Source organism: Myceligenerans cantabricum (assembly GCF_054777735.1).
Window position 1 is genome coordinate 167,309 of the sequence record NZ_BAAHAJ010000004.1, and the last position, 18,632, is coordinate 185,940.

General features: G+C 70.9%; 17 protein-coding genes. 5 read left to right on the top strand and 12 right to left on the bottom strand.

The genetic code is table 11. The features are described 5' to 3' along the window. Positions 1-92: 92 nt before the first annotated feature. Complete coding sequence (locus tag ACYU96_RS03105; protein WP_460748978.1) at positions 93-1,040, top strand: hypothetical protein; 948 nt, start codon at positions 93-95, stop codon at positions 1,038-1,040. An 89-nt stretch (positions 1,041-1,129) separates the two neighbouring features. On the opposite strand, the gene ACYU96_RS03110 is transcribed toward ACYU96_RS03105, so the two are convergent. From ACYU96_RS03110 to ACYU96_RS03130, 5 genes are all read right to left on the bottom strand, one after another. Next, positions 1,130-2,863, bottom strand: a complete 1,734-nt coding sequence (locus ACYU96_RS03110) for an ABC transporter ATP-binding protein (RefSeq protein WP_460748980.1) — start codon at positions 2,861-2,863, stop codon at positions 1,130-1,132. Positions 2,864-2,867: 4 nt separating this feature from the next. Beyond that, positions 2,868-3,800, bottom strand: a complete 933-nt coding sequence (locus ACYU96_RS03115) for an ABC transporter permease (protein ID WP_460748981.1) — start codon at positions 3,798-3,800, stop codon at positions 2,868-2,870. 24 nt (positions 3,801-3,824) lie between these two features. Continuing rightward, positions 3,825-5,348, bottom strand: a complete 1,524-nt coding sequence (locus tag ACYU96_RS03120) for an ABC transporter permease (RefSeq protein WP_460748983.1) — start codon at positions 5,346-5,348, stop codon at positions 3,825-3,827. 131 nt (positions 5,349-5,479) lie between these two features. Beyond that, a complete protein-coding gene (locus ACYU96_RS03125; protein WP_460748985.1) occupies positions 5,480-7,303 on the bottom strand; it encodes an ABC transporter substrate-binding protein in 1,824 nt (607 codons plus the stop codon). Between the two features lie 302 nt (positions 7,304-7,605). Continuing rightward, complete coding sequence (locus ACYU96_RS03130; RefSeq protein WP_460748987.1) at positions 7,606-8,085, bottom strand: cold shock domain-containing protein; 480 nt, start codon at positions 8,083-8,085, stop codon at positions 7,606-7,608. Between the two features lie 133 nt (positions 8,086-8,218). Between ACYU96_RS03130 and ACYU96_RS03135 the strand changes: the two genes are divergently transcribed. Together ACYU96_RS03135 and ACYU96_RS03140 are read left to right on the top strand one after the other, a co-directional pair. Continuing rightward, on the top strand, positions 8,219-8,818 hold the full coding sequence (locus tag ACYU96_RS03135) for a carboxymuconolactone decarboxylase family protein (RefSeq protein ID WP_460748988.1): 600 nt from the start codon (positions 8,219-8,221) through the stop codon (positions 8,816-8,818). Between the two features lie 45 nt (positions 8,819-8,863). After that, positions 8,864-9,451 carry a histone deacetylase gene (locus tag ACYU96_RS03140; RefSeq protein WP_460748990.1) on the top strand — a complete coding sequence of 196 codons (588 nt, stop codon included), beginning with the start codon at positions 8,864-8,866 and terminating at the stop codon, positions 9,449-9,451. Positions 9,452-9,586: 135 nt separating this feature from the next. Here the strand turns inward: ACYU96_RS03140 and ACYU96_RS03145 are convergent, their stop codons facing one another. Further along, positions 9,587-10,609, bottom strand: a complete 1,023-nt coding sequence (locus ACYU96_RS03145) for a hypothetical protein (protein ID WP_460748991.1) — start codon at positions 10,607-10,609, stop codon at positions 9,587-9,589. Continuing rightward, positions 10,606-11,250, bottom strand: coding sequence for a MerR family transcriptional regulator (locus ACYU96_RS03150; RefSeq protein ID WP_460748993.1), 645 nt, complete (start codon positions 11,248-11,250; stop codon positions 10,606-10,608). The genes ACYU96_RS03145 and ACYU96_RS03150 overlap by 4 nt, the downstream gene beginning before the upstream one ends. 47 nt (positions 11,251-11,297) lie before the next feature. Between ACYU96_RS03150 and ACYU96_RS03155 the strand changes: the two genes are divergently transcribed. After that, positions 11,298-11,693, top strand: a complete 396-nt coding sequence (locus tag ACYU96_RS03155; protein WP_460748994.1) for a DUF2834 domain-containing protein — start codon at positions 11,298-11,300, stop codon at positions 11,691-11,693. A 253-nt stretch (positions 11,694-11,946) separates the two neighbouring features. Next, the gene (locus ACYU96_RS03160; RefSeq protein WP_460748996.1) at positions 11,947-12,312 is read left to right on the top strand and encodes a potassium channel family protein; all 366 of its coding nucleotides are present in this window, start codon (positions 11,947-11,949) and stop codon (positions 12,310-12,312) included. Between the two features lie 106 nt (positions 12,313-12,418). Here ACYU96_RS03160 and rhaS read toward each other — a convergent pair whose 3' ends face one another. The 5 genes from rhaS to ACYU96_RS03185 all read right to left on the bottom strand — a co-directional run bounded on the left by rhaS (position 12,419) and on the right by ACYU96_RS03185 (position 18,488). Further along, positions 12,419-13,435 carry a rhamnose ABC transporter substrate-binding protein gene (rhaS, locus tag ACYU96_RS03165; protein ID WP_460748998.1) on the bottom strand — a complete coding sequence of 339 codons (1,017 nt, stop codon included), beginning with the start codon at positions 13,433-13,435 and terminating at the stop codon, positions 12,419-12,421. 50 nt (positions 13,436-13,485) lie between these two features. Beyond that, positions 13,486-14,616 (bottom strand): ABC transporter permease, encoded by a 1,131-nt coding sequence (locus ACYU96_RS03170; protein WP_460748999.1) that lies wholly within the window; start codon positions 14,614-14,616, stop codon positions 13,486-13,488. Continuing rightward, the gene (locus tag ACYU96_RS03175) at positions 14,613-15,650 is read right to left on the bottom strand and encodes an ABC transporter permease (protein ID WP_460749001.1); all 1,038 of its coding nucleotides are present in this window, start codon (positions 15,648-15,650) and stop codon (positions 14,613-14,615) included. The genes ACYU96_RS03170 and ACYU96_RS03175 overlap by 4 nt, the downstream gene beginning before the upstream one ends. Beyond that, on the bottom strand, positions 15,647-17,164 hold the full coding sequence (locus ACYU96_RS03180) for a sugar ABC transporter ATP-binding protein (RefSeq protein WP_460749003.1): 1,518 nt from the start codon (positions 17,162-17,164) through the stop codon (positions 15,647-15,649). The genes ACYU96_RS03175 and ACYU96_RS03180 overlap by 4 nt, the downstream gene beginning before the upstream one ends. Positions 17,165-17,432: 268 nt before the next feature. Then, positions 17,433-18,488 (bottom strand): TerC/Alx family metal homeostasis membrane protein, encoded by a 1,056-nt coding sequence (locus ACYU96_RS03185; protein WP_460749005.1) that lies wholly within the window; start codon positions 18,486-18,488, stop codon positions 17,433-17,435. Positions 18,489-18,632 lie beyond the last annotated feature (144 nt).

The window sequence follows — 18,632 nt, forward strand, 5'->3', positions numbered from 1 at the left end:
CACGCTCCGTCGAACCTCACGGAACGGACGCGATCCCGGACCGGTCGCCGTCATAAACTTGGCAGTCTCGCTCACGCCACCGGAAGGCTCGCATGGTCCTGCTCACCCACCCGGCCGGCGATACCGCCGGGAACGGGGCCCCACGACGTCGCCGCCCGGTACGTCGTGCGCTGAAGTACCTGGCGGCGACGGCCGTCGTGGGCACGGCCGCGACCGTCGGCGTGGTGCTGCTGCTGAACTACATGTCGGGCACGGGACCGCTGACCGAACGGTGCGCCGCCGAGCTGGAGGGGACCGACTGGTACTTCTCCCCCGCCCAGGCCGACAACGCGGCGCTGCTCACGGGGACGGCGGTACGCCGCGGCCTGCCCGCCCGTGCGGCGACGATCGCGCTGGCCACGGCGCTCCAGGAGTCCAAGCTCAGCAACATCGAGCACGGCGACCGCGACTCGCTGGGGCTGTTCCAGCAGCGGCCGTCGCAAGGCTGGGGCACCGCCGAGGAGATCCTCGACCCGGTGTACTCCACCAACGCCTTCTACGACGAGCTCGTGCAGGTCGAGGACTACGAGAGCATGTCGATCACCGACGCCGCGCAGACCGTCCAGCGGTCGGCCTACCCCGACGCGTACGCGAAGCACGAGGCGCGCTCGCGGGCCTGGGCGTCGAGCCTGACCGGGCACGCCCCCGCGACCCTGACCTGCGAGCTCGCGCCCGTCGAGGACGAGGCGACGCTCGATGCCGCGGCGGCGCAGGACGTCGTCGTCGGACGGCTGGGGCGTGACCTCGGCCTGGGTCCGTCGGGGACGACGGGGGGCGGCGGGACGGTCGTCACGGTCGACGGGACGCCGCTGACCCCCGAGGCGGCCGCGCGCGGCGGCTGGGCGGTGGCGCACTGGGCCGTCGCCACGGCCGCGGAGACGACCGCCGTCGAGGTCCGCGTCGCGGGCCAGGTCTGGACCCGCGAGAGCGCGGAGTGGACCGAGGCCGAGGAGTCCCTCGCCGCGGGCAGGGTGGAGATCGTCCCGGCCGTGGCGGAGTAGTCCCGGACCCGGCGATCCCGGACGCCGAGGCAGCGACGGGACGTGCTGCCTCGGCGTGGGCGGCCCGCCGGGTTCGGCGGGCGGGCCGCCTACAGGTGGAGCTCGGTCGTCTCCTCGCCCATGCCCGCGAGGAGGGCGTGGCGCTCCTCGCGGCGGCGGCGCTGCTCCGCCGGCTCCGGGACCGGGGCGGCGGCCAGGAGGCGCTTCGTGTAGGCCTCGCGCGGGCTGCGCAGGACCTCCTCGCGGGGTCCCTGCTCCACGATCTCGCCGTTCTGCATGACCACGACGCGGTGCGCCAGCAGGTCGATCACCGCCAGGTCGTGGCTCACGAACAGGCAGGCGAAGCGGTACCGCTCCTGCAGCGACGTGAACATCTTCAGCACGCTGGCCTGGACCGACACATCGAGGGCCGACGTCGGCTCGTCCGCGACCAGCAGCTCGGGGTCGAGCGTCAGGGCGCGGGCGATGCTGACACGCTGCCGCTGCCCGCCGGACAGCTCGTGCGGGTAGCGGTTGTAGACCTCGCCCGGCAGCTCGACGGCGTCGAGCAGCTCCATGACCTTCTCGCGGCGCGAGCGGGCGTCGCCCACCTGGTGCACGACGAGCGGCTCGCCGATGAGCTCGCCGATCGGGAACCGCGGGTTGAGCGACGACGCCGGATCCTGGAAGACCACGCCGATCCGCTTGCGCAGCTCCTTGAGCCGCTTGCCCTTCGTCGTCGCGAAGTTCTTCCCCAGGATCGACACCTCGCCGGACCGCGCCGGGATCAGCCCGAGCGCGCACTTCGCGATCGTCGACTTGCCCGAGCCGGACTCGCCGACGAGGCCGACGATCTCCCCGGCGTCGACGTGGAACGACACGTCGTCGACGGCGCGGAACGCCGGCCTGCCCACCCGGTGGTACTCGATGACGAGGTGCTGCAGGTCGAGCGCGGCGGCCTCGCCCGGTGCGGCAGGGACGGGCTGCGTGACGTCGCCGAACTGGCCCGGCCCCTCGCCGAGGTGCGGCACGGCGGCGAGCAGCCGCTTCGTGTACTCGTGCTGCGGGCGGTTGAGCACCTGGTCCACGGTGCCCGTCTCCACGAGGTCGCCCTTGAGCATGACGGCGACCCGGTCGGCCATGTCGGCCACGACGCCCATGTTGTGGGTGATCAGCAGGATCGCCGTGTTCAGCTTCTCGGTGAGCGAGCGCAGCAGGTCGAGGATCTCGGCCTGCACGGTGACGTCGAGGGCCGTGGTGGGCTCGTCGGCGACGATCACCGCCGGGTCGCACGCGATCGCCATCGCGATGACCACGCGCTGGCGCTGCCCGCCGGACAGCTCGTGGGGGTACTGCCGCAGGCGCCGCCGCGGCTCGGGGATGCCGACCATCTCCAGCAGCTCGGCAGCGCGGGCCTCGGCCTGCTTCCCGTAGGCGATGTCGTGCAGCTGGAGGCCTTCGGTGAGCTGGTCGCCGATGGTGAGCACCGGGTTGAGCGCCGTCATCGGCTCCTGGAACACCATGGCGACGTCGTTCCCGCGCAGCCGGCGCAGGCCGGCCTGGTCCAGCGATCCCACGTCCTTGCCGCCGACGCGCACCGTGCCGCCGACGCGGGCGTTGCCGGGCAGCAGCCCGAGCGCGGTCGTCGAGGTCACGGACTTGCCGGAGCCGGACTCGCCCACGAGGGCGACCACCTCGCCGGGGCGCACGTCGAGGTCGATCCCCTTGACGGCGTGCACCTCGCCGAACTCGGTCCGGAAGCTGACCGTCAGGCCCTCGAAGGACAGGACGGCGTCGCCGGACGCCTGCGTAGCACCTGAGGTGGAGATGTCGAGTGTGGTCACGGTGTCACTCCTTGGTGCTGGTCTGCCGGGGGTCGAACGCGTCGCGCAGACCGTCGCCGATGAAGTTCACGCACAGGGCGATCGTGAGGATCAGCAGGCCCGGCCACCAGAAGAGCCACGGCCGCGTGGTGAACGCGCCCTGGTACTCCGAGATGAGCGACCCCAGCGAGACGTCGGGCTTCTGGACACCGAACCCGAGGAAGCTCAGCGCGGTCTCGAGCAGGATCGCCGACGCGATGATGAGGGTGGCGTTGACGATGATGACGCCGACCGAGTTGGGCAGGATGTGCTTCACGATGATGCGCCACGGGCTCGTCCCGACGGCCCGGGCGGCCATGACGAAGTCCCGCTCCCGCAGCGACATCACCTCGCCGCGCACGAGTCGCGCGAGGCCCGTCCACACGAGGACGCCGAGCGCGACGATCAGGAGCTGCAGGCTGCCGCCCGTCATCCGGCCCAGCACGGCGGCGATGGCGAGCAGGGGGATGATGATGACGACGTCGGTCAGCCGCATCAGCAGGGAGTCGAGAAGACCCCGGAAGTAGCCTGCCAGCGCGCCGATCAGCGTGCCGACCGCCGTGGAGATCAGGCCGACGCCGAACGCGATGAGCAGCGAGATCTGCGTCCCGCGCATCGTCATCGCGAAGTAGTCCTTGCCGATCGTGTCCTGCCCGAACGGGTGCGCGAGGGTCGGGGCCCCGGCCCCGATCTTGTCGTAGGTGCTGCCGAAGTCCTTGTTCCACCACCCCGGGATCGGACCGACCCCGATGGAGGTGAACGCGACGACGATGACGAGCCCGAGCACGATCATCGAGACGATCGCGCCGCGGTGGCGGAAGAACCGTCGTCGTACGAGCTGGTTCGCGGTGTACGACCTCTTCTCGGACGGCATGCCCGGGGTCAGGTCGTCGACCGGCGTGTTCGTGGTGTCACTCATGATGTCTCCTGCGGGCAGGCGCGGTCAGCGCCGGATCCGGGGGTCGAGGCCGGCGTAGGCGAGGTCGGCGAGCAGATTCATCAGGACGGCGGCGATGCCGGTGACGAGGAAGAACGCCATGACCGGCGCCGGGTCGACATGACGCAGCCCCTCGGTGAAGAGGAGCCCCATGCCCTTCCAGCCGAAGACGGTCTCGGTGATCACCGCGCCCCCGATCAGGGCGGCGAAGTCGAACGCGATGATCGTGGTGATCGGGATCAGCGAGTTGCGGAACGCGTGCTTGACGATGACCTCACGCTCCGACAGGCCCTTGGCACGAGCGGTGCGCACGTAGTCCTGGTTCATCACCTCGAGCATCGAGGACCGCGTGTACCGGGAGTGGGAGGCGATGGACACCAGCGCCAGCAGCACGGTCGGCAGGATGAGCTGCGTGCCGTAGTCGATGAGCTGCTGCCAGAAGTCGCCGGAGAAGTTCGGCGTCTGCGAGCCGATCGTCGAGATCGGCCGCGACTTCAGGCCGAGGAACGAGGACCAGTACCCGACCAGGATGTCGCCGACGACGACGCACGACGTGAGCACCCCTGTCACCGCGGTCACCATCATGACCTGCTTGCGGTTGTACCCGCCCCACAGCCAACCGATCCCCAGCGACACCACGATCGCGAGCACGAACAGCCCGAGGAGCCCGAGCCAGGAGGGCTCCTGCAGCAGCGGGGTGAAGGCGAGCACGACGTAGGCGACGATGCCGACGACGGCCGTGGTGATCGCCGCGTACAGCGCCTTGCGGTTCTTGATGCCCGCCACGACCGCCGTGACCAGCACGGCCGCACCGACCGCGACGACGAGCGCCATCGGGAACGACGCCTGCGGGCTGCGCCACCAGTCCAGGACGTTGAGCAGGAACATCGCGGCCGTGACGAACACGAAGGTCACGGCGCCGGTGATGACCTGGCGCCGCCTGGCGCCGCCCAGCACCGACGGTACGACGACGGCCAGCACCGCGGCCGCCGCGAGGATCGTCAACGGCTGGTAGTGCCCCGTCGCGATCCAGTCGTTGTACCGGATCGCGCCGAACTCCTTGAGCAGCACGGCGGCCCAGAAGACGGGCAGCGAGAAGAAGAGGAAGGCCATGAACGTCACCGCGTAGTCGAACCCGGAGTACTGCCGGATCGCGGTGAGGATGCCGAGCCCGACGCCGACGACGATGGCGAGCAGCGTCGCGACCGTGACGAGGCGGAGCGTCGACGAGGCGGCGTCTCCCGTCAGGGCCAGGACGTCCTGCCCCGCGACGTTCGTCCCGAGGTCGCACGCGCCGGCGAAGCACCCCGACACCCCCTTGAGCCACAACCAGTACCGCTCGTACCACGCGAGGTCGAGGTTCAGGACCTCGGTCCGCGCGTCCATGAGCTGGTCGATGTTGGACGCGTTCGAGCCGCGCAGGTCGCCGTAGGGGTCGCCGGACTTCGTCGTCAGCCAGAACATCAGGACCGAGGACAGCAGCAGGACGACGACGGACGCTAGCGCGCGTCTCACGATGAAGATGAGCACGGGGGTGGAGCCCTTCGCGGGGGATGAGTCAAGGATCGAGAAGACCGGGCGGCCCGTTCCGGCCGCCCGGACGCCCCTGCGGGGAAGGGAGACATGCTCCCTTCCCCGCAGGTCCTGGGATCAGCGCCGCGTCACTCCGCGACGGCCCACTGTTCGCCGTTCCACATGATCCCGCCCTGTGCGGCGGTGATCCGCGCGTTGGAGATCGACGAGCTGGTGGCGTACACGTTCGGGTGCGCGTAGAGCGGGATCCCGAAGAGGGTGTCCCACAGCTCCTTCTCGATGGCGGTCTTGCCCTCGAGGTGCACTGCCTCGTCCGTGGTGCCCAGCACCGTGTCCCACTCCGCGTCGACCGTGTCGTTCTCGTAGCCGCCGTAGTTCTGGCCGCCGCTGGCCGTGTAGATGTTCGCGCCGGAGGTCACCGTGCCGGAGCCCTGCCACGCGAAGAGCGCGACCTCGTAGTCACCGTCCGGCAGCTCCTCGTCGAAGAACGTGCCCGAGCCGCTGTCGACGATGTCGAAGCCGGCCTCGTCACAGGACGCCTTGATCGCCGAGACCGTGTCGGTACGACGCGGGTTCGGGTCGAGGTAGCCGATGCGGATCTCGGTGCCTTCCTCGAGGCCGGCCTCCTCGAACTTGGCCTTCGCCGCGTCGATGTCCGCCACGTCGTAACGGCCGTCGTAGGCACCGGAGACGACCTCTTCGTACTCGTCCTGGAAGGGGAAGTACTCGCGGGCGTTCATGATGACCGCGCCCTCGTCGACCGGCTTGATCAGGTCGTCGACGATCTTCTGCCGCGGCACGCACAGGGCGAACGCCTCGCGGGCGGCGAGGCCGGCCTCGTCGTCGCTGAACACGCCGTTGTTGAAGTTGAAGTCCAGGTGCTCCCAGGTGAAGTTCTGGTCGGTCTGGATCTGCACCGAGTCGCCGAGCGCCTCGAGCTGGGTGATCGTGTCGACGGTCGGCCCGTTCGGGTTGATGGCGTCGAGGTCACCGTTCTGCAGCGCCTGGATCTGCGCGTCCGCCGCGATCTGGCGGTAGGTGAGCTGCTGGGTCGCCGGCGGCGTGCCCCAGTAGCTGTCGTTGGCGGTCAGCGTCAGGGACTGGCCGGCCGACCAGCCGCCCTCCTGGTACATGTACGGGCCGGCGGACGGGACCAGCGCCATGTCGGGCAGCTCGCCCGGCTTCTTGAACAGCCAGCCCTCGTTCCAGAACTCGGCGGCCGGCTCGAGGATGTCCATGTCGAGGTCCTGGATCGCGGTCACGAACTCTTCCGTGGACACGCCAGCCTGCTCGGCGACGACGTGCGCGGGCATGAGCTGGCTGAGCTGGAGGTCCCAGTCGGCGTGCGGCTTCTCGAACTCGAGGGTCATCTCCTTGGCGTCCCACGAGTCGGCCTGCGGCCCGGCAGGCGCGTAGTCGCCGAACTCGAGACCGCCCACATAGGTGAACAGCGGGTCCTCGGAACCGTCGTCGGTGACGGCGCCGTCCGCCGTGATGGCCATGGTCGCCCAGCTGAGCAGGACGTCGGCGTAGTTCACGGGCTCGCCGTCGGACCAGACCGCCTCGTCGTTGATCGTGTACGCGGCCGTGAGCGGCTCTTCGCCGGTCATCTCGTACGACCCGAACTGCTCGTCCTGGCAGATCGTGCCGTCGGTGCCGTAGTACCAGAAGCTCGGGAGCATACGGTCGGTGATCATCGTGTTGTAGCTCGAGTACGTGTCACCCGTGTACGAGTTGTAGCCGGAGTACTCCGACTCGTTCGCCACCTTGATCTCGCCCTCGGCCGTGGTGACCTCGCCGAGCTCGGCCTTGCAGGGGCCGTCGGCCTCCACCGAGCTCTCACCGGACGCGCCCTCGCCCTCGTCGCCACCCAGCGGGCTCGAGCACGCCGAGAAGAGCAGTGCACCGCTGGCCACCGCCGCGATCGCGGCGCTCAGTCGCCTGATCTTCAATGTTCCTCCTCAAGGAAAATGACGCAGACCGTGGGCCGGTCCGGCCAACGGGCGAGGGTTTCGTCACGGCCCTCACCGGGTGTGGCCTACGTCATGGTTTCGGCACACGTTACTCAGCCCGCACCCGCCCGTGGCCAGCCTCCTTCCACACACCAAGCGATCGTTACCGACTCGATATTGCCTGGTAGCACCCTCGCCCACTGCCACCCTGCGGAGAAACATTGCGGAAACACGCCAACAGGTATCCGCTGAGGGGTGGCGGTATCCCGCCACCCGTGACGGTATCCCGCCAGCTCGCCCGATCAGGCCGGATCGCTCACCCAGCCGTGCGCCGTGGCGAGCGCCACCACCGCCTGCCGGGTCAGCACCACCTGCTCCGCCGTGAGGGTCGGGACGCTCGCCAGCAGCATCTCGGTCACCTCGGCCGTGAGCTGACGATCGGTGACGGTGTCGCCGTCCTCGGCTCCCGTGTCGGGCAGCACGATCGTCGGCGCCCCTGCCGGGATCCCGCCCGCGGCCGACGTCGTCCCGTTGACCGCCGGCACCGGTGCCGACGGCGGCTGGACCGCGGGAACGGACACGAGCGTCACCTGCGACGCCTTCGGGCCCCGGTCCCCCTCCTCGATGTCGAACTCGACCACCGCACCGACCACGAGCTTGCGCTTGTCGAACTCGAGATCGTTCACGTGCAGGAACACGTCGTCCCCGCCCTCGTCCGGCGCGACAAAACCATATCCGCGCACCTCGTCGTATCGGATCACCCGACCCTGGACCACTCTCATCACCTTCAACCTCTGGACAACACGTCGATGCGAGTCTATGACCAGCGGACAAGGTTCGCCGAGGCCACAGGCGCGTCACACTCGGCGGCCCTCCCGTGTCGTACGGGGCACCAGCGACACGAAGGAGCTCATCATGACCAGCACCCGCGTTCCCCCGGCAGAGATCACCGGCCTCCTGGGCGCCGCCGTCAAGCGGATGGCCAGGAAGCGGCTCGGCACCGTCCCCGCGACGCTCGGCGTCATCTGGCACAACCAGAAGGTGCTCCGGTCGACGATGAGCATGGGCGGCAGGATCGAGAAGTGGGACGCCTGCGACGAGAGCCTGAAGTCCTACGCGCACATGGCCGTGGCATCGATGATCGGCTGCAGCTGGTGCCTGGACTTCAACTACTTCCAGGCCCACAACAAGCGGCTCGACGTCGACAAGGCGCACGACGTGCCGCGCTGGCGCGAGTCCGACCTGTTCACGCCGCTCGAGCGCGACGTGATGGCGTACGCGGAGGCGATGAGCGAGACCGAGCCGACGGTCACCGACGAGATGGTCGCGAGCCTCATGAAGCGGCTCGGCGCCTCGGCGCTGATCGAGCTCACGTCCGTGATCGCCTTCGCGAACCTCACGACGCGGACGAACGTCGCACTCGGGATCGAGTCTGACGGCTTCGCGGCGGCCTGCGGGCTCCGGCCGATCGCCGACCGGCCCGCCCGCGGCGAGGCGGCGGACCGCTCCCGCTGAACGACGCCGGCCGGTGCCGGGCCGGCATCGGGCAGAATCTCTGCCGTGAGACCACACGACGTCTGGTACGTGAGCTACGGGTCGAACCTGTCCCGGGAGCGGCTGACCTGCTACCTGGAGGGCGGCCGCCCGCCCGGAGCCCTGCGCGCGCAGCCGGGGGCGCGCGACCCGCGGCCCCCGGCCGAGGACCGGCCGGTCGAGCTGGCCGGCAGCCTGTACTTCTGGGGCGAGTCGACCACGTGGGTGGGCGCGACGGCGTTCTACGACCACCACACTCCCGGCCCGACGGCGGCCCGCGCGTACCGGGTCACCGTCGCGCAGCTCACCGACATCGCCGAGCAGGAGATGCACCGCGAGCCGCGCTCGGGGACCGACCTGGAGGCCGCGCTGACCGCCGGGTTCGACGGCGCGTACCGGGCCGGTCCCGGTCGCTACGAGACCCTGGTCGGCGCCGGCACGCTCGACGGCCTGCCCATGTACACCCTCACCTCGCCGCACCGCGCACACTCCGCCCCGCACGCGGCGCCGTCCGACCCGTACCTGGCGATGATGCGCAGCGGTCTCGCGGAGTCCCACGGCTGGAGCCGCGAGCGGATCGACGCCTACCTGGCCGGACGCCTGCCGCGGCGCTGAGCGCCTACGGCGGGCAAGGTGTGTCCGGCATCGATCGCCGCCGCGGAGCCGGAGCTCGGGCCGGCCCGGATCATCCCCGGGATCGTGGCGCACGTGGCGTCGAGAGCCTGAGCTCCGGCGACCGGAGCACCTGCCTCACGCCCCGGCCGGCTCCCCCGCTCGTGCGGCAGCGGAGGCGGAGCGGGCACCGGCGACGAGCACGAGGATCGTGGCCACGAGTGCTGCGGCCCCGGCCGCCGTACCGGCCGTGAGGATCTCGGCGGAGGGACGCACGACCGGCTCGCCGGCGAGGGCCTGCCAGGTGAGGATGCCGAGCATCACCGCGAAGGTGAGCGCGCCGACGAGCACGAGCCGGAAGCGCACCCGCGGGTCCCGGAGCACGGCGGTCCGGCGGGCGGCCAGCTCGAGGCCGAGCAGGCCGAGCGGGATCGCCTGCAGCGCGTGCAGCCCGACGAAGTGCGGGATGCGCAGGTCGCCGCCCTCGGTGCTCCAGCCGAAGAACGGCAGACCCGGCCCGCCGTCGGCGACGCCGACCGCATGGGCGCCGGCGACACCCTGGAAGTCGTTGAGCTGCTCGGGATCCGGGCTGGTCATGAAGAAGGCGAGGCCCATGCCGACGAGGCCGAGCACGACGCCGGCCCGGACCGCGAGGTTCCGCGCGGCGTCAGGGCCGGGGCTGCCCGCGACGGCGATACCGACGACGAGGCTCGCGACCCAGACCGTGACGATGAAGCCGGCCATCGTCGCCCAGAGCGTGGTGTTCAGCGGAGTGGCGACGTTGAAGTGGCTGGTCGTGCCGACGGCCGCCGCACCGACGATGATCGCGAGCTCGACGAGCAGCGCGACGGCGATGACGACGCCGAGCACGTCGGCGGTACGGCGCAGCCGGCGGGTCTGGCCGATCAGCCAGGCCAGGGTGACGGCGTAGATCCCGGTCGAGAGGGCGAACTTCAGCGGCTTGAACCAGGCGTTCTGCCCGAGGATCTCCCTCGGGTCGACGATCGCGAGCACGACCGTCGCGACGGTGAGAGCGCCCATCACGACGGCGAGGCCGACGAGCGGCCGGTGCCAGCGGTCCGGGCGTGGCAGCACGGGCGGGACGAGCGGCCCGGGTGAGGACGGGGATGCCTGGAGCGGCACTGCCGGTGACGAGGTCATGTCGGTTCTCTTCTCTCGGGGGGGACGCCGCCGTCACGGAAGCGACGATGGGTGAGGGACTCCTGTGCGATGCGGCGCAGACCCGCGAGCAGCACGTCGCCGAGCGCGATGCCGACGACGACGGTCGCCGCGGCCTGGTCGCGGTCGCCGCTCGCGGCCACGAGGTCGAGGTCAGCCTCCGCGACCAGGTCGGTCGCCGCGGCGTAGCGGGACAGGACGGCCTCGTCGTTCAGGCCGGTCGCGGCGAAGCCGTCGAGCGCGGCGGCCGCGAGCGCGATGCCGGGGTTCTCGGCGACGGTCTCCCAGCCGCGCTCACGCATCACGGCGCGCACCCGGTCGAGCGCGGCCTCGGACGGGGGCTCGGCATCCTCCGGCATCGCCTTCTGCGCGATCCCGAGGACGTGGTCCAGCGGGATGCCCGGATCGTCGATCGCCGCGATGACCCGGCCGGCGGCGGCGACGGTGAGCCCGCCCGTGTCGACCAGCGCTCTGATCAGGCGGAGCCGGGCGACGTGGGTCTCGGCGTACTCGGTCGAGTTGTAGCCGGTCCGCTCGCCGCCGGGCAGCAGCCCCTCCCGGGTGTAGTACTTGATCGAGGCAGGGCTGATGCCGCTCCGTTCGCTGAGCTCCGAGATCCGCATACTGATAGTATGACTATCGATAGTCCAAATATCAATAGGAGGACGTCGTGACCACAGCCCGGCCGTTCCACACCCGCCACCGCCTCGCCCTCAGCATCACCTGGTTCGTGCTCGCGCTCGCGGGCCTCGTCGGCACCTGGGCCTTCAACCTCGCGTTCATCGCGGACCCGCAGGGGCTCGGCTACGTCGAGGGCTGGTTCGCCAACGCGGCCAGCTCGTCCGCGGCGGTGGACATCATCGTCGTGGCGGTCGCGTCCTGCCTGTTCATGCTCGCCGAAGGCGCTCGGCTCGGCTGGGCGCGCTGGGTCTGGGTGCTCGTGCCGCTCAGCTTCGCGGTCGCCGTCGCCTTCACCCTCCCGCTCTTCCTCGGCCTTCGCGAGCTGGCCCTGCGCCGGCGGGCAACGACGGCCTCCCCCTCTCCCGGCAGGTCGAGGCTGCGATAGCTGCCGAAGCCGCGCCCCGTGCGGGAACGTGGCCACCAGGAACGGGCCGTGGCGCGTCACGGACACGGCCCCCGTGGCCTCGGCGTCAAGGCAAAGCTGGTCGTCGTAGGCACGCAGCAGGTGACAGGTCACCGCGCCACTCGTCGCTCGCCGCGGTCGCGGCAAGGTCGTTCACAGCCGGCGGAGACGGTACGGACGCCGGGGGCCACGCCGCACGGTCGTGGGCCCCGGATCCGTGGAGTACGGTCCCGACATGCTGGGTCTCACCCTCATGATCCGCCGCCTGGCGGCCGCTGTCCGCTCCGCGTGGCAGGGCGGGTCGTTCCGCGGGGCGGCGTTCACCCTGCTCGTCGTCCTGCTCGTCGCGACGGGCTTCTACACGCGCGTCGAGGGCTGGTCGGTGCTCGACTCCCTGTACTTCTCCGTCGTGACCGGGCTGACGATCGGCTACGGCGACCTCGTCCCGACCGAGCCGATCTCGAAGATCTTCACGATGGTGTACGCGCTGCTGTCGGTCGGCCTGTACGTCACCATCGCTGCCTCGCTGGCCGGCGCGCTCGCCGCGGACACGGCGGACCGGCGTGCGCGGCGGAAGGACCACCGCGCCGACACGGACTGACGCCGCCGCCCCGCGGGCCGGGCTCCGGCGCCGCGGGACACGGACCACGGGGCCTCGCGCGTCCGCACGACCGTCCGGGCGGTAGCGGGCGCGCGAGGCTCCCGGATCAGAAGTCGAAGTCGCCGATGTTGCCGGCGTCGAACACGAACGGGTCGCCCAGCAGGACGACGCCGTCGTCGTCGATCTCGAACGTGCCCAGCTCACCGGCCTCGAACGAGTCGCCGGGGCCGGACGCCTCACCCGTCGCCAGCGCGTTCGCCGTGTAGCCGGCCAGGTAGCCGAGCTCCTCCGGGTTCCACAGCGCGAACGCCTCGACCGTGCCGTCCTCGACGTACTCGCGCATCTGGTTGGGCGTGCCCAGGCCCGTCAGGGCGACCTCGCCCTGGTACTCCGACGTCGACAGGTACCGGGCCGCGGCGGCGATGCCGACCGTGGTGGGCGAGACGATCCCCTGGAGGTCGGGATAGGTCTGGAGCAGAGCGGCGGTCTTGTCGAACGACGTCTGGTCGTCGTCGTCCCCGTACGCGACCTCGACGAGCTCGACGTCAGGGTGGTTCGCCTCCAGGTCCGCCTCCATGAGCTCGATCCAGGTGTTCTGGTTGGTCGCGTTGGCCGACGCCGAGAGCACGGCGATCTGGCCCTCGTCGCCGATCTGCTCGGTGACGAGGTCGACCTGCGCCGTGGCGATGCCCTCGGCCGTGGCCTGGTTGACGAACACGTCGCGGCAGTCCGGGTTGGTGTCGGAGTCGAACGTGACGATCTTGACGCCGACGCCGGAGGCCTCCCCCAGTGCGTCGCAGATCGCCTCGGGGTCGTTCGCGGAGACGACGAGCGCGTCGACGGCCTGCTGGGCGGCCGTCTCGATGAAGCTGACCTGCGAGGTCGGGCTCGCCTCGGTCGGACCGACCTCGGCGAACGTCCCGCCGAGCTCCTCGACGGCCGTCTGCCCGCCGGCGTTAGACGTGTCGAAGTACGGGTTGCCCAGGTTCTTGGGCAGGAAGGTGACCGACACGGCGCCGTCGGCGGCGGTGTCGTCGCCACCGCCGCAGGCCGTCAGGAGCAGAGCGGCGGCCGCGGCTGTGGCGGCCGCGGCGACGCGGGTGTGGTTCCGGGTGGAGAACATCGTTGTTTCCTCTCGTTGGCTGGTGTTCGGCGGCTGTCGGCCGACGACGGTCAGGGCTGCGTCCCGGGGCCCGCGCGGCGGCGCCTGCCCAGGGCCGCCACCCGCTTGCCGTGCAGCCACGTCAGGGCCCTCGCGGACGTGACCGAGGCGATGAGCAGCAGGCCGGTCACGACGGTGATGATGTCGCTGGTCACGCCCGACAGCCGCAGCGCGCTGCCGAGCGTCCCGATGAGCAGCACGCCGGCGATCACGCCGTGCAGGGCGCCCCGGCCCCCGAAGATGGACACCCCGCCGAGCAGGACTGCTGCGATGATCTGCAGCTCCAGCCCGATGGCGTTGTCGCCGCGGGCGTTGTTGTAGAGCAGCGTGAAGTAGACGCCCGCCAGCCCCGAGACCGTGCCGCTGGTGACGAAGAGCCAGAGCTTCGTGCGCCCGACGTCGATCCCGGAGAAGGCCGCCGCCTCCTTGTTGAGCCCGATCGCGTACAGCGACCTGCCGAACGGCGTGAAGTGCAGGACCACCGCGAACCCGAGGGCGAGCACCACGAAGACGACCATCACCAGCGGGACCGGCGTCCCCGGGATGTTCTCGCGGGCCAGGTCGGTCCAGGCCTCCGGGAGGTCGCTGATCGCCGTCGTGCCCAGCAGACCGACCGCGATGCCGCGGAACAGCGCCAGCGTGCCGATCGTGACCGCGAGGGACGGCAGCCCGACGAGCGTCACGAGCGCCCCGTTGATCCAGCCCGCGACGGCGCCGACGACGACCGCGAGCCCCATCGCGGCGGGGAACGGCCACCCGGCCTGCACGCACAGGCCCACCACCACGCTGGACAGCCCGATCACGCTCGCGACGGAGAGGTCGATCTCCTCGGTGACGATGATGAGCGTCATGGGCAGCGCCACCAGCAGGATCGGGGTGATCTCGCGCAGCAGGAACGTCGTCGTCAGCGGGCTGTCGAAGCTGGGGACGGTCGCCGTCGCGACCGCGACGGTAGCGATCAGCAGCCCGATGATCGACGCCTCGCGCGTCAGGAGCACCCGGCGCCACAGCGGGCGGGCGTGCGCCGCGTACACCCGCCCGGTGGCCGGGGCCGCGCCGCCCCCGGTCGCCGGCCCTGCGGCGACCCCGTCGACCGTGCCCGCCGGCTCTGCCGCGCCCAGGCGGCCTGAGACCCTCGTCATGCCGATACCTCCCGCTCGTCCTCCCGCTGGCCGAGAAGTCTCCGGTGCTGTCGCACCGCCAGGACCCGGTCCAGCACGATCGCGCCGATGATGAGCACGCCGACGACGGCGCGCTGCCAGAAGTCGTCCACACCGATGATCGGCAGCGCTCGGTTGATGGTGAGCAGCAGGTAGGCCCCGAGCGCCGCGCCCCACACCGTGCCGACACCGCCGGAGATCGCGACGCCGCCGATCACCGCCGCGCCGATCGCCTGCAGCTCCCAGCCGAACCCGGCGTTCGAGCTGACCGTCCCGTACCGCGCGGCGAACAGGACGCCGGCCAGCCCTGCCAGGGCACCGCACGCGACGAACGCCCCGAGCACCCGCCGTGTGACGCGCAGGCCGTAGAGGTGCGCGGCCGCGGGGTCCGAGCCGATGGCGTAGAGCTCGCGGCCGCTGCGCAGGTTGCGCAGATACCAGGCCGCGGCGACGAGCACGACCACGGCGAGGACCGTCAGGACCGGGAGCCCGAGCAGCTTGCCCGTGCCGAGCGCGCGGAAGGTGCCCGGCAGGTCGGACGCGTTGATCCGGTCCGACCCGGTCCACGCGACGTTGATGCCCCGGTAGACGTACATAGTGCCGAGGGTGATGACGAGCGCGGGCACCTTGGCGTAGGCGACGAGCGCGCCGTTGACCAGCCCGAGCACCGCCCCCAGCCCGACCCCGGCGAGCGCCACGACGACGATCGGGATCCCCGGCACCTCGACGAACAGCGTCCCCGTGAGGTAAGCGACCAGCCCGACGACCGACCCCACCGACAGGTCCACGTTGCGGGTCACGATCACCACCGCCTGCCCCACGGCGACCACCATGAGGATCGACGGCGTGAGCAGCAGGTCCCGGAAGCCGTCGGTGGAGAACACGAAGCCCGGGTTGAGGATGGTCGCCGCGGCGACGACGAGCAGGAGGGCGATCCCGATGCCGGTCTCCCGCGCCCTGAGGAGGTTCCCGGCGCCCGTCAGGAGCGACGGCGCGGGTGCGGTGGTCACGGTCATCGGACGGCCTCCTCGGCGGTCGCGGCGTGCATGACGGCTTCCGGGGTGGCGTCGGCGCGGTCGAGCTCGCCGGTCAGGCGGCCCTCGCGCATGACGAGCACGCGGTCGGCCATGCCGAGCACCTCCGGCAGCTCCGACGAGATCATCAGGACGGCGACGCCCTCCTGGGCGAGCCGCGACAGCAGCCAGTGGACCTCCGCCTTGGTCCCCACGTCGATGCCGCGCGTCGGCTCGTCGACGATCAGCACCTTCGGGTCGGACGCCAGCCACTTGCCCAGGACGACCTTCTGCTGGTTCCCGCCGCTGAGCGTCCCCGTCTCGGAGTCCAGCGCGGCGGTCTTCACCTCGAGCCGGCTCGCCCAGGTCCGCGCCGCCGCGTTCTCCAGGCCGTCCCAGACGAGCCCGTGGCGGGACAGCCGCTCGCGGACCGCGAGGGTGAGGTTGCGGGCCACGGTCTGGTCGAGCACCAGGCCCTGCCGGCGCCGGTCCTCCGGCACGAGGGCGAGGCCCCGGGCGATCGCGGCGCGCGGGTCGCGCGGCGGCAGCGGCTCGCCGTCGACCCGCACCGACCCGGACTCGTAGGGGTCGACGCCGAACACCGCGCGCGCCACCTCGCTCCGCCCCGCCCCGACGAGGCCGGCCAGGCCGACGATCTCCCCGGCCCGCACCGTGAACGAGACGTCGTGGAAGACGCCCGGCCGGTGCAGGCCCTCGACGACGAGCACGTCGTCGCCGATCTCGGCGGGTAGCTTGGGGAACAGCTCGGCGACGTCGCGGCCCACCATCATGCGGACCAGCTCGTCCGTGGAGGTCTCCGCGACGGGCAGGGTGGCGACGTACGCACCGTCACGCAGCACGGTCACCGTGTCGCACAGGTCGAAGACCTCGTCGAACCGGTGCGAGATGAACACGAGCGCCCGCCCCTCGTCGCGCAGGCCCCGGGCGACCGCGAACAGCCGCTCGACCTCGGCCCCGCTGAGCGCTGCCGTCGGCTCGTCCATGACGAGGACCCGAGCGTCCAGGGAGATCGCCTTGGCGATCTCGATGATCTGCTGGTCCGCGATCGAGAGGCCGTCGGTCGGCCGGTCGGGGTCGATGCGCACGCCGAGCCGGGTGAAGATCGCGAGCGCCTCCTCGCGCATCGCCCGGCGGTCGATCCGCCCGAACCGTCCGGTGGGCTGGCGGCCCATGAAGATGTTCTCGGTGACCGACAGGTCGGGGAAGAGGGTCGGCTCCTGGTAGATGACCGCGATCCCGGCCGCCTTGGCCTCCGCCGTGCTGTGGAAGTCGACCGGCTCGCCGTCGAGCGCGAGCTCACCGACGTCGCGCCGGTAGAGCCCGGCGACGATCTTCACCAGCGTCGACTTGCCCGCGCCGTTCTCGCCGACGAGCGCATGGATCGAACCCGTCCGCACCCGTAGGCTCGCCGACCGCAACGCCACCACGGCGCCGAACGCCTTGCCGACCTCCGACAGCTCCAGTGCCGGACGCGCCGGCTCGTCGCCAGACTGCACGTCATACCTCCCCGTCGAGGCGAAGCCGGCCGGACGAACCGCACCCGACCGGCATGAATCGTTTCAAATGCCGTCAACCTAAGGCACGTCGTCGCACGAGGTCAAGGGGCGGCCGCCACGTCGCCCTGGTGGCGGGTGCCCCGACCTGGCGAGCACCTCGGGTGGCGACCACGCCATGGTGCGTCGTGGGACCGCAACCACCACGCAGGACGACGTGGTCGTGACCATGGCCCGGTCCCGCTCGGCGGGACCGGGCCATGCGGGAGCGCTATCGGGGCGTCTCGTCCTTCTTCTTGCTCTTGGTGGCCGTGAGCGATCCGGCGTGGGCCTTCTCCTCGGAGAGGCCGCGGGTCTTGATGAGGCTCGCCACGGTCACCACGGCCAGGACGCCGAGCACGACACCGAGGCTCAGCGCCGTCGGGATCTCCGGGATCGACTCGTCGATGTCGACGTGGCCCCAGTGCAGGATCAGCTTGGCACCGATGAACGCCAGGATGACCGCCAGACCGGCGGACAGGTAGACGAGCCGGTCGAGCAGGCCCTTGACCAGGAAGAACAGCGCCCGCAGGCCCAGCAGCGCGAAGGCGTTGGCGGTGAAGACGATGTACGCCTCCTCCGTGACGCCGAAGACGGCGGGGATCGAGTCGAGCGCGAAGAGCAGGTCGACGCTGCCGATGGCGATGAGCACGATGAACAGCGGGGTGACGACCCGGCGTCCGCCCTCCCTGGCGAAGAGCTTCCCCTCGATGTAGCCGTCGCTGACGGGCAGGAACCGCCGTGCGCCACGCACCATCACGTTGCTCTCGATGTCGGGGTCCTCGTTCCGGTGCCGGAAAAGCTGCACGGCCGTGTAGAACAGCAGCAGCCCGAACAGCAGGAACGTGAACGAGAACAAGCTGATGAGGGACGCGCCGACGGCGATGAAGACGGCGCGCATGATGAGCGCGAGCACGATGCCGAAGACGAGCACCTTGTGCTGGTGCCGGTCCGGGACCGCGAACGTGCTCATGATGATCACGAACACGAACAGGTTGTCGACGGACAGACTCTTCTCGATGATGTAGCCCGCGAAGAACTCGGTCCCCGCCGTGTTGCCGTACTGGAGCCCGAACCAGATCCCGAAGCCGATCGCCACCGCGATGTAGAACACCGACCAGGCAGTGGCCTCCTTGAACCCGACGTGATGTGGGCGGGCCGAGGCCAGGACAAGATCCACCGCCAGCAACACGATGATGAGGCCAATGGTTCCGGCCCAGGTCAGTGAGCTGATGTCGAGCACGCTTCCTCCGTCGGTGGTCGGCACAAGGAACTGCGGGACCGACACTACCGACAATCCTCACCCGCAGACCGCCGCTGGGCGGGAAGCGAACCTCCGGCCCCGACCGCGACGGCCGGCTCGTGCACCCGTCCGACGCCGGGCTCAGCCAGGTCTCGCGGAAGATCAGCGTAGGATCCAGGCAGGAGCTGA

Bases quoted from the DNA above. Each gene is read 5' to 3' on its own strand.
- ACYU96_RS03135 (WP_460748988.1), top strand. From the start codon at position 8,219: ATGACCAGCACCCGCGTTCCCCCGGCAGAGATCACCGGCCTCCTGGGC.
- ACYU96_RS03170 (WP_460748999.1), bottom strand. From the start codon at position 14,616: ATGACGAGGGTCTCAGGCCGCCTGGGCGCGGCAGAGCCGGCGGGCACG.
- rhaS (WP_460748998.1), bottom strand. From the start codon at position 13,435: ATGTTCTCCACCCGGAACCACACCCGCGTCGCCGCGGCCGCCACAGCC.
- ACYU96_RS03175 (WP_460749001.1), bottom strand. From the start codon at position 15,650: ATGACCGTGACCACCGCACCCGCGCCGTCGCTCCTGACGGGCGCCGGG.
- ACYU96_RS03150 (WP_460748993.1), bottom strand. From the start codon at position 11,250: ATGCGGATCTCGGAGCTCAGCGAACGGAGCGGCATCAGCCCTGCCTCG.
- ACYU96_RS03130 (WP_460748987.1), bottom strand. From the start codon at position 8,085: ATGAGAGTGGTCCAGGGTCGGGTGATCCGATACGACGAGGTGCGCGGA.
- ACYU96_RS03115 (WP_460748981.1), bottom strand. From the start codon at position 3,800: ATGAGTGACACCACGAACACGCCGGTCGACGACCTGACCCCGGGCATG.
- ACYU96_RS03105 (WP_460748978.1), top strand. From the start codon at position 93: ATGGTCCTGCTCACCCACCCGGCCGGCGATACCGCCGGGAACGGGGCC.
- ACYU96_RS03160 (WP_460748996.1), top strand. From the start codon at position 11,947: ATGCTGGGTCTCACCCTCATGATCCGCCGCCTGGCGGCCGCTGTCCGC.
- ACYU96_RS03145 (WP_460748991.1), bottom strand. From the start codon at position 10,609: ATGACCTCGTCACCGGCAGTGCCGCTCCAGGCATCCCCGTCCTCACCC.